The organism is Micromonospora cynarisoli (genome assembly GCF_030518815.1).
GTDB lineage: Bacteria > Actinomycetota > Actinomycetes > Mycobacteriales > Micromonosporaceae > Micromonospora > Micromonospora wenchangensis.
Genome location: NZ_CP130426.1, coordinates 3,627,229 through 3,642,028, shown reverse-complemented (window position 1 = coordinate 3,642,028; position 14,800 = coordinate 3,627,229). Strand labels below are relative to the sequence as shown.

Annotated in this window: 10 protein-coding genes and 1 pseudogene; 8 read left to right on the top strand and 3 right to left on the bottom strand. The window is 75.1% G+C overall.

Annotation, left to right across the window (positions count from 1 at the left end; genetic code table 11):
* Positions 1 to 5 precede the first annotated feature (5 nt).
* Complete coding sequence (gene dapD, locus Q2K16_RS15395; RefSeq protein ID WP_302746249.1) at positions 6 to 962, bottom strand: 2,3,4,5-tetrahydropyridine-2,6-dicarboxylate N-succinyltransferase; 957 nt, start codon at positions 960 to 962, stop codon at positions 6 to 8.
* 81 nt (positions 963 to 1,043) lie between these two features.
* On the opposite strand from dapD, the gene dapE reads away from it, so the two are divergent.
* The gene (gene dapE / locus Q2K16_RS15390) at positions 1,044 to 2,117 is read left to right on the top strand and encodes a succinyl-diaminopimelate desuccinylase (protein WP_302746248.1); all 1,074 of its coding nucleotides are present in this window, start codon (positions 1,044 to 1,046) and stop codon (positions 2,115 to 2,117) included.
* Between the two features lie 316 nt (positions 2,118 to 2,433).
* Here the strand turns inward: dapE and Q2K16_RS15385 are convergent, their stop codons facing one another.
* On the bottom strand, positions 2,434 to 2,601 hold the full coding sequence (locus Q2K16_RS15385) for a hypothetical protein (protein WP_302746247.1): 168 nt from the start codon (positions 2,599 to 2,601) through the stop codon (positions 2,434 to 2,436).
* Between the two features lie 155 nt (positions 2,602 to 2,756).
* Between Q2K16_RS15385 and Q2K16_RS15380 the strand changes: the two are divergent.
* The 7 genes and pseudogenes from Q2K16_RS15380 to Q2K16_RS15350 all read left to right on the top strand — a co-directional run.
* Positions 2,757 to 3,578, top strand: a pseudogene (locus tag Q2K16_RS15380) (LOG family protein); the annotation flags it as partial.
* 130 nt (positions 3,579 to 3,708) lie between these two features.
* A complete protein-coding gene (locus Q2K16_RS15375) occupies positions 3,709 to 4,254 on the top strand; it encodes an LOG family protein (protein ID WP_302746246.1) in 546 nt (181 codons plus the stop codon).
* Between the two features lie 86 nt (positions 4,255 to 4,340).
* Positions 4,341 to 8,033, top strand: coding sequence for an ATP-dependent helicase (locus Q2K16_RS15370; RefSeq protein ID WP_489671888.1), 3,693 nt, complete (start codon positions 4,341 to 4,343; stop codon positions 8,031 to 8,033).
* On the top strand, positions 8,030 to 11,542 hold the full coding sequence (locus Q2K16_RS15365) for an ATP-dependent helicase (protein ID WP_302746244.1): 3,513 nt from the start codon (positions 8,030 to 8,032) through the stop codon (positions 11,540 to 11,542). Before Q2K16_RS15370 ends, Q2K16_RS15365 begins: the two co-directional genes overlap by 4 nt.
* 199 nt (positions 11,543 to 11,741) lie before the next feature.
* Positions 11,742 to 11,945, top strand: coding sequence for a transcription antiterminator/RNA stability regulator CspE (cspE, locus tag Q2K16_RS15360; protein ID WP_007464836.1), 204 nt, complete (start codon positions 11,742 to 11,744; stop codon positions 11,943 to 11,945).
* Between the two features lie 225 nt (positions 11,946 to 12,170).
* Entirely contained in the window at positions 12,171 to 13,541 is a 1,371-nt protein-coding gene (locus tag Q2K16_RS15355; protein ID WP_302746243.1) for a DEAD/DEAH box helicase, read from the top strand.
* A gap of 481 nt (positions 13,542 to 14,022) precedes the next feature.
* Positions 14,023 to 14,223 carry a hypothetical protein gene (locus Q2K16_RS15350; protein WP_302746242.1) on the top strand — a complete coding sequence of 67 codons (201 nt, stop codon included), beginning with the start codon at positions 14,023 to 14,025 and terminating at the stop codon, positions 14,221 to 14,223.
* A 93-nt stretch (positions 14,224 to 14,316) separates the two neighbouring features.
* Here the strand turns inward: Q2K16_RS15350 and Q2K16_RS15345 are convergent, their stop codons facing one another.
* On the bottom strand, positions 14,317 to 14,799 hold the full coding sequence (locus Q2K16_RS15345) for an RrF2 family transcriptional regulator (RefSeq protein ID WP_302746241.1): 483 nt from the start codon (positions 14,797 to 14,799) through the stop codon (positions 14,317 to 14,319).
* Position 14,800 lies beyond the last annotated feature (1 nt).

The window sequence follows — 14,800 nt, the reverse complement described above, 5'->3', positions numbered from 1 at the left end:
GCGGCTCAGTCGTTGGCGTGCAGGGCGGCGTTGAGCGTGATGCCCTGGCCGGTGCGCGGCTTCGCCTCCAACGCCCCGGTCACCGAGTTGCGCCAGAACAGCAGGCCGTCGACGCCGGACAGCTCGCGGGCCTTCATCACCCGGCCGTCCGGCAGGGTGATCTTGGAGGCGGCGGTGATGTAGCAGCCGGCCTCGACCACGCAGTCGTCCCCGAGCGAGATGCCGACCCCGGCGTTCGCGCCGATCAGGCTCCGTGCGCCGATGCGCACCCGGTCGGTGCCACCGCCGGAGAGGGTGCCCATGATCGACGCGCCGCCGCCGATGTCGGAGCCGTCACCGACCACCACGCCCTGCACGATCCGGCCCTCGACCATCGAGGTGCCCAGCGTGCCGGCGTTGAAGTTGACGAAACCCTCGTGCATCACGGTGGTGCCGGCGGCGAGGTGCGCGCCGAGCCGGACCCGGTCCGCGTCGGCGATCCGCACCCCGGCGGGCACCACGTAGTCGGTCATCCGGGGGAACTTGTCCACCCCGTACACGGCCAGGTGGCGGCCGGCGGCCCGCTCGATCACCCGCAGCTCGTCCACCCGCTCCGGCGGGCACGGGCCGGCCGAGGTCCACGCGACGTTCGCCAGTTGGGCGAAGATGCCGTCGAGGTTCAGCTCGTTGGGCCGCACCAGGCGGTGGGAGAGCAGGTGCAGCCGCAGGTACGCGTCGGCGGCGTCCTTGATCGGCTCGTCCAGCGCGCCGATCACGGTGACCACCTGCACCGTACGCAGGCCCGGCAGGGCCCGCTCGCCGATCGCGCCGCGCGGCAGGTCCAGCACGTCGGCCTGGTCCTCGCCGGGGACCAGCGGCAGCTCACCCAGACCCAGCTTGCCGGTCGGGTACCAGGTGTCGAGCACCTGCTCTGCGGCGGTCACGGTGGCCAGGCCGATACCCCAGGCGGATTGGGACGTCACTGTTCTACCCTCTCGTTCGCGGCTGCGGGGCCGGTGGGCTCACCCCTCACGCCCACCGTTCAGGACGGTACCGTGCGAATCATGGAGAACCCGCTGACCCCCGAGGTCCTGGCCGATCCGGTGGCGCTGACCCGCGCCCTCGTCGACATCGAGTCCGTCTCCCTCGACGAGAAGGCCATCGCCGACTGTGTCGAGGAGGTGCTGCGCCGGGTGCCGCACCTGAGCACCTTCCGGCACGGCAACACCGTGATGGCGCGGACGGATCTCGGCCGGTCCTCACGGGTGGTGCTCGCCGGGCACCTGGACACGGTGCCGCACAACGACAACTTCCCGTCGACCATGCGCGGGGACCTGATGTACGGCTGCGGCACCTCCGACATGAAGTCCGGGGTGGCCTTTGCGCTGCACCTGGCGGTGACCCTGCCCGACCCCCGGTACGACGTGACGTACTTCTTCTACGAGGCCGAGGAGATCGAGTCCCGGTACAACGGGCTCACCCTGGTCGCCGAGGCCCACCCGGAGTGGCTCCGGGCCGACTTCGCGGTGCTGCTGGAACCGACGTACGGCATCGTGGAGGCCGGCTGCCAGGGCACCATGCGGGCGATCGTCACGGTGCCGGGCGAACGCGCCCACGCGGCCCGCTCCTGGCGCGGGGTCAACGCCATCCACGGCGCGGGCGAGGTGCTCCGCCGCCTCGGCGACTACCGGGCCCGGCGGGTCACCATCGACGGCTGCGACTACCGCGAGGGCCTCAACGCGGTACGGATCGACGGCGGCGTGGCCGGCAACGTCGTCCCCGACCGCTGCGCAATCGAGATCAACTACCGGTACGCCCCGGACCGTGACCCGGCGGCGGCCGAGGCGCACCTGCGGGAGGTCTTCGCCGGCTACGACCTGGCGATCACCGACGCGGCTGCCGGCGCGGCCCCGGGACTCGACGCGCCGGTGGCCCAGGAGTTCCTGGCGGCCGTGGGTGCCGCCCCGATCGGCAAGCTGGGCTGGACCGACGTGGCCCGGTTCGCGGCGATGGGCATCCCCGCGCTGAACTTCGGCCCCGGCGACCCCAACCTCGCCCACCACAGGGACGAGCACGTCGAACTCACCAAGATCCGCGACGGCGCCGCCACCCTCCACCGCTGGCTGGCCCCCGCCTGACCTCCCCCGCCCCACCCCGGCCCGCCCGGGTCCGGGCGCGCTCCGGCCCGGCTCGCCCTGGTGATCAAGAGGTTTGCGTCATCGAGAGCGCTCTCCCGTGACGCAAACCTCTTGATCACCGAGTGCAACAGCGCGGGGCGGTGGGCGGCGGGGTGCGGTGGGTGTGGTGAGGCCCCCGGGTCGGGGGATCGCGGGGGCCTCGGTAGGTACGGGTGAAGGTTCGGGTGGCCGGCCAGGGGTGTGCGGCGGCGTGCCGGTCGGGTGGTGCGGGCCGGGGCGGTGCTCCGGCCGGGTGACGCGGGTCCGGCTGGTGGTGTCAGACGGTGGTGAGGCGGGGACTGTCGGGCTCGGTGGGCTCGACGGGCTTGGCGGCCGGCTCCACCGGGACCTCCAGCTGTCGGGCGCGGCGACGCTCGGCCACCACCTCGTTGATCCTTCGCTGCATCTGTCGACGGATCCGCATCCGCTCGTTGCTGCTGATCACGCTTGCTCCTCCCCCGAAGGCGCGCGCCGGGCCATACCCGGTATGTGAATAGTAAGACGTACGGGCGACAGATTTAGTTGCCCAAGATCGCGAACTTTTTCTCCGACCCGTCGGCCGGCACCGCCCTGACGTGCGTCTCCACTACGGTGGCTGTCATGAGTCAGACCAACGGGCGGCAGTCGGGCCGCGATCCGGAGCGGCACCGGGGTGCGGTCACGCTGCGCCGTGGCGCGATCCCCACCAGCACCGCCGACCAGCGGTTGCTCGACTCCCGGGGGCGCAGCGACTGGAAGACCAAGGACGCCTGGCGCGCGCTGCGCATCCTCGCCGAGTTCGTCGAGGGCTTCGACACGTTGGCCGATCTGCCGCCCGCGGTGAGCGTCTTCGGCTCCGCCCGTAGTAAACCCGACAGTCCCGAGTGCCGACTGGCCGAGGAGTTGGGCGCGGGCCTCGCCCGGGCCGGTTACGCGGTGATCACCGGCGGCGGACCCGGCGTGATGGAGGCGGCCAACCGGGGGGCCAGCGAGGCCGGCGGCCTCTCCGTCGGGCTGGGCATCGAACTCCCCTTCGAGCAGGGGCTCAACGACTGGGTCGACCTGGCCATCGACTTCCGCTACTTCTTCGCCCGCAAGACCATGTTCGTCAAGTACGCCCAGGCGTTCGTCGTGCTGCCGGGCGGGTTCGGCACCATGGACGAGCTGTTCGAGGCGTTGACCCTGGTGCAGACCGGCAAGGTGACCCGCTTCCCGGTGGTGCTCATGGGCACCGACTACTGGCGCGGGCTGCTCGACTGGCTGCGGGACAGCATGGCCGCCGAGGGCAAGATCGGCCCGGTGGACCTGGAGCTGATCTGCCTCACCGACGACGTGGACGCCGCGGTCCGGCACATCGTCGAGGCCGAGGCGGCGCTCGCCGCCGACCAGGAGGCGGTCCGCGAGGCGGCGGTGGCGCGTACCGCCGCCGACCAGCAGGCCGCCCGCCGGGCCGCCGACACCGCCACCCCCTCCCCGGGTACGACGTCCACCGGCACCGGGTCCACCGGCACGGAGCCCAACGACACCGGTGGCGCGGGCCGGGGCATCGTCGACGGCCGGGAGGGCTGAGCAGGTGGCGGCGATCTGTGTCTTCTGTGCGTCCTCCCGTACCCTCGACCAGCGCTGGCTGGATCTGGCCGCCGAGACCGGCGCGGAGCTGGCCCGGCGCGGCCACACGGTGGTCAGTGGCGGCGGCTGCGTCGGCATGATGGGCGCGCTCGTCGACGGGGCGCGGGCGGCCGGCGGGCGCACCGTCGGGGTGATCCCGCAGACGCTGGTGGACCTGGAGGTCGCCGACCTGGCCTCGGACGAACTGCTCGTCACCGACGGCATGGCCAGTCGGAAGACCGTCATGATCGAGAAGTCGGACGCGTTCCTCACCCTGCCCGGCGGCCTCGGCACCCTGGACGAGCTGTTCGAGGTCTGGACCACCGCCACGCTGGCCATGCACGCGAAGCCGATGGTGCTGGTCGACACCGACGGCTTCTACCGCCCGTTGCTCGACTGGCTGGGCACGATCACCGACCAGACCTTCCTCAAGCCGGCCGGCCTGGACCTGCTCACGGTCACCCCGACCGTCGCCACCGCGCTCGACGCCCTGGAGGCCCGGCTGCCCTGACCGGGGCGTGGCTGGGCCGGGCCACGCCGGGCCGGACCCGGGCGGGGTGGTGCGGTGGTGTCGTACCGACATGGTGGGATGTGGGGGTGCAGGGGTACCGGCTGGTGCGCCGACCTGCCGGACCGGGCCCGCACGACGGGCGGTCCGCCGCGAGCGTTCGGGGGGACGGTCGGCACGGCGGGCCGGCCGAGGGGCCGGGTCGGGCCGGTGCGGGCGTCGAGGGGGAGCCGCGGCCCGGGGGGCCGACGGGCGATGCCGTGCGCCCCGAGGAGACGCCACCGGTCCGGAGGCCGGCGGGCGATGCCGTGCGCCCCGACGGGCGGCTGCACGATCCGCTCCAGGCGCAGGTGGTGGCGCACACCGACGGGCCGATGCTGGTCCTCGGCGGGCCGGGCACCGGCAAGACCGGCACCCTGGTCGAGGCGGTCGCCGCCCGGGTCGCCGAGGGGGTCGACCCGGAACGCCTGCTGGTGCTCACCTTCAGCCGCCGGCAGGCCACCGGGCTGCGGCACCGGATCGAGGCCCGGATCGCCGCCGACGGTCACCGGGTGCTGCGGGAGCCGCTGGTACGCACCTTCCCGGCGTACGCCTTCGGGCTGCTGCGCCGGGCCGCCGCCGAGCGGGGCGAACCGTCCCCCCGGCTGCTCACCGGCCCCGAACAGGATCTGATCATCCGGGAGCTGCTCGACGTCGTCGGCGGCGAACCCGACGACGATCCGGTCGGCTGGCCGGACGACCTGCTCCCCGCCCTGCGTACCCGGGCGTTCGCCGCACAGTTGCGTGACCTGCTGATGCGGGCCGCCGAACGCGGCGTCGGGCCGGTCGAGCTGGCCCGGCTGGGGGAGAAGCTGGGCCGCGCCGACTGGCCGGCCGCCGCCCGGTTCCTCCGGGAGTACGTCGCCGTCCTCGCCCTGCGCGACGTCGGCAACCGGGGTTCCGTGGCGTACGACCCGGCCGAGCTGGTGCGGGCGGCCACCGGCATGCTCCTCGACGATCCGGAGCTGCTGGCGGCCGAACGTCGTCGGCTGGCCCACATCTACGTCGACGAACTGGCCGACACCGACCCGGCCCAACAGGATCTGCTGGCCGTCCTGGCCGGTGGCGGCCGGCCCCTGGTGGCGTTCGCCGACCCGGACTCCTCCACGTACGCCTTCCGGGGCGCCGACCCCGCCGTGGTGACCGCCTTCCCGCACCGGTTCCGCACCGCCTCCGGGGCGCCGGCGGCGCAGGTGACGCTCACCACCTCGTACCGGGCCGGTGCGGTGCTGCTCGGGGCCACCGGTCGACTCGCCCGGCGGCTGCGCGGCCCGGCCGGGCACCGGCGGCTGCGGCCCCTGCCCGACGCGCCGCCCGGCAGCGTCGAGGTGCGTACCTTCCGCTCGGCCACCAGCGAGGCCGCCTGGCTGGCCCACGCGCTGCGCTCCGCCCACCTGCTCGACGGGGTGCCCTGGTCGGCGATGGCGGTGCTGGTCCGCTCGACCCACCTGCACCTGCCGTCGCTGCGCCGGGCGCTGCACACCGCCGGGGTGCCCACCGTGGTGCACGGCGAGGACCTGCCGCTGCACCTGCAACCGGCGGTGGCCCCGCTGCTGCTCCTGCTGCGCTGCGCGCTCGAACCGGCCCGGCTCGACGAGGAGTCCGCGGTCGCGCTGCTGCACTCGCCGCTGGGCGGGGCCGACCCGCTCGCCGAGCGGCGGCTGCGCCAGGGGCTGCGGGCGCTCGCGCTGGCCCGGGGCGACCGGCGGCCCTCCGGCGAGCTGATCGTCGAGGCGCTGGCCGACCCGGCGGAGCTGGCCGGCATCGAACGGCGCTGGGTGGAACCGGCCCGTACGGTGGCGGAGCTGCTCGCCACCGCGCGGACGGCGGCGGCCGTGCCCGGGGCGACCGCCGAGGACGTGCTGTGGGCGGTGTGGGACGCCAGTGGGCTCGCCGAACGTTGGGCCGGGGCGATCAACCGGGGGCGGGCGGCCACCGGGGAGCACGAGACCGCCCAGCGCTGGCGGGCCGAGGCCGCCGACCGGGACCTCGACGCGGTGCTCGTGCTCTTCGACGCGGCGGCCCGGTTCGTCGACCGGCTGCCCGGCGCGCGGACCGAGGTCTTCCTCGACCACGTCCTCGGCCAGGACCTGCCGGCCGACACCCTGGCGGCCAGCGCCGACCGGGGCGAGGCGGTCCGCCTGCTCACCGCGCACGCGGCCAAGGGCCTGGAGTGGGACCTGGTCGCGGTGGCAGGCGTGCAGGAGGGCGTCTGGCCCGACCTGCGGCTGCGGGGCAGCCTGCTCGGCTCCGAACGGCTGGTCGACGTGCTGGTCGGCCGGGCGGACGGCACCGGCACCCGGGCCAGCCTGGTCGGGCAGACCTCCGCCCTGCTCGACGAGGAACGCCGGCTGTTCCACGTCGCGGTGACCCGGGCCCGGCGTCGGCTGCTGGTCACCGCCGTCGCCTCGGCGGCCGTCGGCGGCGACGACCACGAGGAGCAGCCGAGCCGCTTCCTGCACGAACTCGGCGTCACCGACCAGGACGGAAACGGCCCCACCGGAAACGGCCCCACCGGAAACGGCCCCACCGGAAACGGCCCCACCGGAAACGGCCCCACCGGAAACGGCCCCACCGGAAACGGCCCCACCGGAAACGGCCCCACCGGAAACGGCCCCACCCCGGTCACCCCCGACGGCGGCCCCACCCCACAGTCACCCGACGGGGAACCCGGGGAGTCGGATGAGGACGTGCCCGGGGAACCGGGTGCGGGAGCGTCCCGGGAGCTGCCCGTCGGCCGGCCGCCCCGGGCGCTCACTCTGTCCGCGCTGGTGGCGGAGCTGCGTACCGCGGTCGTCGATCCGGCGGCGTCGGTGGCCCGGCGGCGCGCGGCGGCGGCCGAACTGGCCCGGCTGGCCGCCGCCGGCATCCCCGGCGCGCACCCGGACGACTGGTGGGGCCTGCGCAGCCTCTCCGACGACCGGCCGCTGGTGGACGAGGGCGAACCGGTGCGGGTCACCCCGTCGGGGATGGAGAGCGCACTGCGGTGCAGCCTGCGGTGGCTGCTCGAACGGCACGGCGGCAGCGGTCCGGCCAGCGCCGCCCAGGGCGTCGGCAACCTGGTGCACGCCGCCGCGATGCTGGCCGAGGACGCCAGCGCCGACCGGACGGCCCTGCTGGAGTACGTCGCCGCCCGGTTCGACGCGATCGAGCTGGCCGCCCGGTGGATGGTCGGCCCGGAGCGGGAACGCGCCGAGGCCATGGTGGACAAGCTGCTGCGCTGGCTGGCCGGCAACCCGCGCCGGCTGCTCGCCATCGAGCACGAGTTCGCGGTCCGCCTCGACGACCCGACCCGCCCGGTCGAGCTGACCGGCCGGGTCGACCGGCTGGAGGTCGACGCCGACGGCCGGCTCGTGGTGATCGACCTCAAGACCGGCAAGTCGACGGCGGTCACCGAGCGGGAGATGGCCGAGCATCCGCAGCTCGGGGCGTACCAGGCGGCGGTGGAGGCGGGCGGGTTCGCCGAGTTCGGCGACGAGGCCGGGGGCGCGGCGCTGGTGCAGCTCGGCACCGGAGGGAAGGACGCCCGCGAGCAGACCCAGGCCGCCGCCGGGCAGGGCCCCGAGGCCGGCTGGGCCACCGCCCTGGTCCGGCGCACCGCCGATACGATGGCCGCCTCGACCTTCGCCGCCGTCGCCAACGCGAAGTGCCGGGTCTGCCCGGTGCGGACCAGTTGCCCGGTCTCCGGGCAGGGCCGGCAGGTCGTGGAGCCACCGGCCGCCGGCCACGAGGGGGAGCGGTGACCCAGCCGACCCTGTTCGGCGTCGCCACCCCGGCGCCGCGCGCCGCCGACGCCGGGCCGCGCTACACACCTGTGGAGCTGGCCCGGCTGCTGCGGCTGCCCGCCCCCACCGCCGAGCAGGCCGCGATCATCGCGGCGCCTGTCGCGCCGCTGCTGGTGGTGGCGGGTGCCGGTTCGGGCAAGACCGAGACGATGGCCGCCCGGGTGGTGTGGCTGGTCGCCAACTCGTACGTGCGCCCGGAGCAGATCCTCGGGCTGACCTTCACCCGTAAGGCGGCCGGTGAGCTGGCGCACCGGGTGCGTACCCGGCTCGACCAGCTGGTGCGGCGGCTCGGGCGACGGGCCCGCAACCCGCTGGACGATCCGCTGGCCGGTGAGCCCACCGTCGCCACCTACCACTCGTACGCCGGGCGGATCGTCACCGAGCACGGGTTGCGGGCCGGCTACGAGCCGACCACCCGGCTGCTCACCGAGGCGTCCCGCTGGCAGCTCGTCGACCTGCTGGTCCGCAACTACGACGGCGACATGTCCGAGGTCGACCGGATGCCCAGCACCATCACCGACGCCGTGCTCGCGCTGGCCGGCGAGCTGGACGAGCACCTGGTCGAACCGGATGCCCTGGCCGCCTGGACCGGCCGGTTCTTCGCCGAGGTGCAGGCCCATCCCGGGCGGGTCTACGCCGATGTCCGCAGGGCGCTCCAGCTGCAACGGACCCGGCTGAAGCTGCTGCCGCTGGTGCGGGCGTACGCCCGGCGCAAGGACGACTTCGAGGCGATGGACTTCGCCGACCAGCTCGCCCGCGCCGCCCGGGTGGCCCGCGACCACCCGGCGGTCGGCGCGGTCGAGCGGGACCGTTACCGGGTGGTGCTGCTCGACGAGTACCAGGACACCAGCCACGCCCAGGTGGTGCTGCTCAACCACCTCTTCGGCGGCGGTCACCCGGTCACCGCGGTCGGCGACCCCTGCCAATCGATCTACGGCTGGCGGGGGGCCAGCGCCGGCACGCTCGACAGGTTCCCCACCGACTTCGCCCACGCCGACGGCACCCCCGCCGGGGCGATGAGCCTCACCACCAGTTGGCGCAACCGGCCGGAGATCCTCGGGGTGGCCAACACGTTGTCGGTGCCGCTGCGGGCGGCCGGTGCCCGGGTGCCGGAGCTGCACGCCGCGATGAGCGTCCGCGACCCGATCCCGCACCGCAGCCCGCGCGGGCGGGCCGCCGGCACCGTGCACTGCGCGCTGCTGCCCACGTACGTCGACGAGGCGGACTGGATCGCCGACAGCGTGCTCGCCGCCTGGCGGGGGGCGGCCCGGATGCCCGGCGCGCTGCCCGAGCACATCCCGGTGCCGCAGCGCCCCCCCACCGCCGTGCTGGTCCGGGTCCGTAGCCAGATCCCGGCGATCGAGGCGGCCCTGCGGGCGCGGGGGCTGCCGGTCGAGGTGGTCGGCCTGGGCGGGCTGCTGGACACCCCGGAGGTACGGGACGTGGTCTGCACCCTGCGGGTGCTGGCCGACCCGACCGACGGCGCGGCGCTGCTGCGCCTGCTGACCGGGGCGCGCTGGCGGATCGGGCCGCGTGACCTGGTGGCCCTGCACCGCCGGGCGCGGGCCATCGCCCGGGCCCGGCGGGAGGTGACAGGCGACGACGGGCCGGAGATCGTGGTGGACGCCCTCGACGAGGCGACCCTGGTGGAGGCGCTGGCTGATCTGGGGCCGGCGCAGGCGTACTCGGCGGAGGGCTACGCGCGGCTGCGGTCGTACGGGATGGAACTGGCCCTGCTGCGCTACCGGCTGGACCAGACGCTGCCGGAGCTGATCGCGGACGTGGAACGCACCATCGGCCTGGACGTCGAGGTGGCGGTCCGGGCCGGCCGGGACGGCACCGGCGACGCCGGCCTGGCCCGGGGGCACCTGGACGCGCTCGGCGACGTGGCGGCCCGGTTCAGTGGCGAGACCCCGGCGGCGACGCTCGCCGGTTTCCTGGCCTACCTGGCCGCCGCCGAGGACGAGGAGCGGGGGCTGTCCCCGGGCGAGGTGGAGGTGGTCGACGGCGCGGTACAGGTGCTCACCGCGCACGCCGCCAAGGGCCTGGAGTGGGACGTCGTCGCGGTCGCCGGGTTGACCCGGGGCGGCTGGCCCGGTCAGGTCCGCAACTCCGACCACTGGTTGGGCGGGCTCGGCGTGCTGCCGTTCCCGCTGCGCGGCGACGCCGACGGGCTGCCCGCGCTCGACCTGACCGAGGTGACCGACCAGCGGGGGGTGGCCCGGGCGGTGGCCGACTTCACCGACGCCTGGCGGGCGCACGACGAACGCGAGGAACGCCGGCTGGCGTACGTGGCGGTGACCCGGCCCCGGCGGCTGCTGCTCTGCTCCGGGTACTGGTGGGGGGAGGGGACCAAGCGGTTCCGGGGCCCGTCGGTGCTGCTCCGCGAGGTGTACGACGCCTGCCTGGCCGGCGGCGACGGCCTGCTGATCGACGAGTGGGCGCCCGAACCGGCAGGTGACGCGGTCAATCCGACCACCGCGCTGGTGGTGCGGGCCGACTGGCCGGCCGACCCGCTGGGCCCCCGCCGGCCGGCGCTGACCGAGGCGGCGGCCCTGGTCCGCCGCTTCCTCGCCGACCCCGACGCGGCCCGCCGCGATCCCGCCCCCGGCACCCCGGCGGCGACGGGTCCACAGGCGGTGGGCCCACCGCCTGTGGACCGGGAGGCGGCGGGCCCACCGGCGACGGGTGCGCAGGCGGCTGCTGCGCAGGCGGCGGGCCCGCAGGCGGCTGCGCCGGAGCCCGATCCGGAGGTGGCGCGGTGGCGGCGGGAGGCGGACCTGCTCCTGGCCGAGCGGGCGGAGCTGCTGCGGCAGGCCGAGGCGGTCGAGGTGACGCTGCCCGGCCACCTGTCGGTGACCCAGCTGGTGGCCCTGCGCCGGGACCCGGCCCAGCTGGCCCGTACGCTGCGCCGGCCGATGCCCGCCCCACCCAGCCCGTACGCCAGGCGGGGCACCGCCTTCCACGCCTGGCTGGAGTCCCGGTTCGGGATCGACCGGCTGCTCGACGTGGACGAGTTGCCGGGTGCCGCCGACGCGGACGCCGCGCCCGACGGGGCGCTGGCCGAGCTCCAGGAGCGCTTCCTGGCCAGCGAGTGGGCCGACCGGGTGCCGGTGGAGGTGGAGGTGCCGTTCGCCACGGTGCTGGCCGGGGTGGTGGTCCGGGGCCGGATGGACGCCGTCTTCTCCCGCCCCGGCGGCCGGTACGACGTGGTCGACTGGAAGACCGGACGGCAGCCGACCGGCGCGGAGGCCGAGGTGGTCGCGGTGCAGCTCGCCGTCTACCGGCTGGCGTGGGCGGAGCTGGCCGGGGTGCCGGTGGACCGGGTGGGGGCCGCCTTCCACTACGTCCGGGAGGGGGTGACGGTGCGTCCCGCCGACCTGCTGGACGCCGACGGGCTGACCGCGATCATCGCCGGGTTGCCGGAAAATCAGGTGGGGGGTGGCACGGCGGCAGATCCGTGGTAGGTTGTTCTTGTTGCAGTTTTGGTTTCCAGAGACTCTGTGTGCGCCTGGCGGATTGTGGCCCCAGGCGCTCTTTGTTGTGTCCGGAGCTCTCCGGGCGGGGCGACCAAAACAACAGGCGATTCGCGCACCCCGCGCGGAGCGCTGCTCTTCGGGCCCGCAACAGGTGCGGGTCCGACGTTCCGTCAAGGAGACGAAACAGATGGCAATTGGCACCGTCAAGTGGTTCAACGCTGACAAGGGCTTCGGCTTCATCACCCCGGACGGCGGCGGCGCCGACGTCTTCGCCCACTTCTCGGCGATCCAGTCCTCCGGCTACCGGAGCCTGGACGAGAACCAGCGGGTCGAGTTCGAGGTGACCCAGGGCCAGAAGGGCCCGCAGGCGGAGAACATCCGCCCGCTCTGATCTTCGGATCGTCCGGTAACACCCTCCGGGTCCTCCGGACCCGGTGACGGACCGGTCCGCCGCGCCGCCCCCCGCTCCGGCGGGACGCGGCGTGCTGCGGCGGACCGGCTCCCGTACCCCATCGGTTCGTGCTTGTGAGTCCCCGACGGACTGCTCCGTCGGCGACCGCGCCGGCTCCCGGCGCCCTCCCTCGACACGTGCCGCGTCGAGGAAGGCCATTTCCGCATGACCATGACTATTCCCACCTTCGCCGCGACCGGCCTCGCGCCGGCGCTGCTCGCCGAGCTGACCGCGCAGGGCATCACCGAGCCGTTCCCGATCCAGGCGGCCACCCTGCCGGATTCGTTGGCCGGCCGGGACGTGCTCGGCCGGGGCCGCACCGGCTCGGGCAAGACCCTCGCCTTCGGGCTCCCGCTGCTGCACCGCACCGCCGGACACCGGGCCCGCCCCGGTCGTCCGCTCGCCCTGGTGCTGGTCCCCACCCGTGAACTGGCCGCCCAGGTCACCACGGCACTGACCCCGTACGCCCGGGTGCTGGGGCTGCGCTGTGTCACCGTGGTCGGCGGCCTGTCCCTGCAACGGCAGGCGGACGCGCTGCGCGCCGGGGCCGAGGTGCTGGTCGCCACCCCGGGCCGGCTGCACGACCTGATCAACCGGGGGGACGCCCGGCTCGACCAGGTCGCCATCACCGTGCTCGACGAGGCCGACCAGATGGCCGACATGGGCTTCCTGCCGCAGGTGACCAAGCTGCTGGAGCAGGTCGCCCCGAACGGCCAGCGGATGCTCTTCTCGGCGACCCTCGACGGCGGGGTGGACCGCCTCGTGCGCCGGTTCCTCAGCAACCCGGTGTCGCACTCGGTGGACCCGGGCACCGCCACGGTGACCGCGATGACCCACCACGTCCTGCACGTCGACGCGGCCGACAAGCCCGCCGCGCTGACCCAGATCGCCGCCCGTGAGGGCCGCACCATCCTGTTCATGGCGACCAAGCACCGCGCCGACCGGATGGCCCGGCAACTGCTCGCCAAGGGCGTACGCGCGGCGGCGCTGCACGGGGGGAAGTCCCAGCCGCAGCGCACCCGCATCCTGGAGCAGTTCCGCACCGGTCAGGTGACCGCCCTGGTCGCCACCGACGTGGCGGCCCGGGGCATCCACGTCGACGGCCTCGACATGGTGGTCAACGTGGACCCGCCGACCGAGGCGAAGGACTACCTGCACCGGGGTGGCCGGACCGCGCGGGCCGGTGAGGCCGGTCAGGTGGTCACCCTGGTCCTGCCGGAGCAGCGTCGGGACGTCTCCCGGCTGATGAGCATCGCCGGCATCACCCCGCAGTCGACCCAGGTACGCCTCGGCGACGGTGCGCTGGCCCGGGTGACCGGGGCCCGTGAGCCGTCCGGCGTGCCGGTGACCATCGTCGCCCCGACGCCCGCCCCGGCCGCCCGCCCGCGTGCCGCCGGTGGCGAGGGTGGCCGGTCGCGTGCCGCCGTCGGCGAGGGCGGTCGGTCGCGTGCCGCCGTCGGTGGTGGCGGCGAGGGTGGCCGCCCGCACCGGACCTCGGGCCGGTCCCGCCGCCCGCGTCGCCCCCGTACCGCCTGACCGCCTGACCGCCTGACCGCCGCGCGTTCCCGGTCCCGCCGGCTGGCGGTGGTCGGGGTCGACCGCTCGACGGGGCCGATGTTGCGGTGTCGGCGTGTTGAGGATGCCGCAACATCGCCTCACTTGAGTCGATCTCCGCCGAACGGCGGCGGTCCGGTCGGAGGGGCGCGCGGTCGGGCGTCGGGCGGCCTGTCTGGGTGATCGACTCAAGTTGGCCGATGTCGTGGTGATGGCTGGCGGGGTTGGCGCAACATCGGCCCAGGCGTGTTGATCTTGCGAACGGGTGCGGCTCGGGGCGCGCGTCGTCGCAGTTCGGGACGGTGCGGGGTCGGGTGCGGACCCTCGGTGATCATGCGCCGGGGTGGGTCGGCTTGCCGGCTCTATTGCGTCCGATCGGTGACTGTTCCATCCGGTCCGACTGGTCGAAGCTTGCTCCCGGGGGAAGAACCGGCCGGCACGGCCGGGCACGGGAGGGGTGACCATGGGGGGCGACGCTCAGTCGGGGGCGGGGCGCGAGCTACTGGTGGTGTTCGCCGTGGCGGGTGCCGGGCTCCTGCTCGCCATGGTCGCGGCGTTCGCGCCCTGGCACCCGAGGCCGGGGCGCGCCGCCCCGGCCGGGCTGGTCGAACTGCACAGCCCCGACGAGGGACGTCCGCCGGCGGTCGAGCTGACCGCCGGCTGAGCCTCCTGTCGGGGGCCGGTGGGGGCGGTAGATCCGGGCGTCCCGTCCGACCGTCGGGTCCTGGGGGACCGACGGTCGGACGGGCGACCGCAGTCAGCGCGCCGGGGTCTGTTCCTGCTCCTGCTCCTGGCGGGTGAGCAGATCGGTCAGCGTGGTCCGGTCCACCACCACGGCGATCGCACCGTCCACCGCGAGCCACACGTCGCGCAGGCCGGCGGCCACCCCGTGGTAGCCGGCGTCCTCGGCGGGCAGCCCCCGCACGGTGGTCAGCGACCCGGCGACGGCGCGCAGCACGTCCCCGACGCTGATCTCCGAGGCGGGACGGGTCAGCGCGTAGCCACCCTCGGTGCCCCGGTGACTGTGCAGCAGGCCGGCGCGGCGCAGGTCGAGCAGGATGCCCTGGAGGAAGCTCAGCGGGATGCCCTGCGCCTGCGCCAGGCTCGCCGCCTTGACCAGCTCCCCACCGCCGTCGGGTCGGCCGCCGTCGCCGCCGTCGGGGCGGGGGGTCTCGCCGCCGCCTGCGGCGACGGCGAGCATGGCCCGGAGCGCGTAGTCGCTGCGCGCGGAGATGTACACG

Bases quoted from the DNA above. Each gene is read 5' to 3' on its own strand.
- dapE (WP_302746248.1), top strand. From the start codon at position 1,044: ATGGAGAACCCGCTGACCCCCGAGGTCCTGGCCGATCCGGTGGCGCTG.
- cspE (WP_007464836.1), top strand. From the start codon at position 11,742: ATGGCAATTGGCACCGTCAAGTGGTTCAACGCTGACAAGGGCTTCGGC.
- Q2K16_RS15355 (WP_302746243.1), top strand. From the start codon at position 12,171: ATGACCATGACTATTCCCACCTTCGCCGCGACCGGCCTCGCGCCGGCG.
- Q2K16_RS15350 (WP_302746242.1), top strand. From the start codon at position 14,023: ATGGGGGGCGACGCTCAGTCGGGGGCGGGGCGCGAGCTACTGGTGGTG.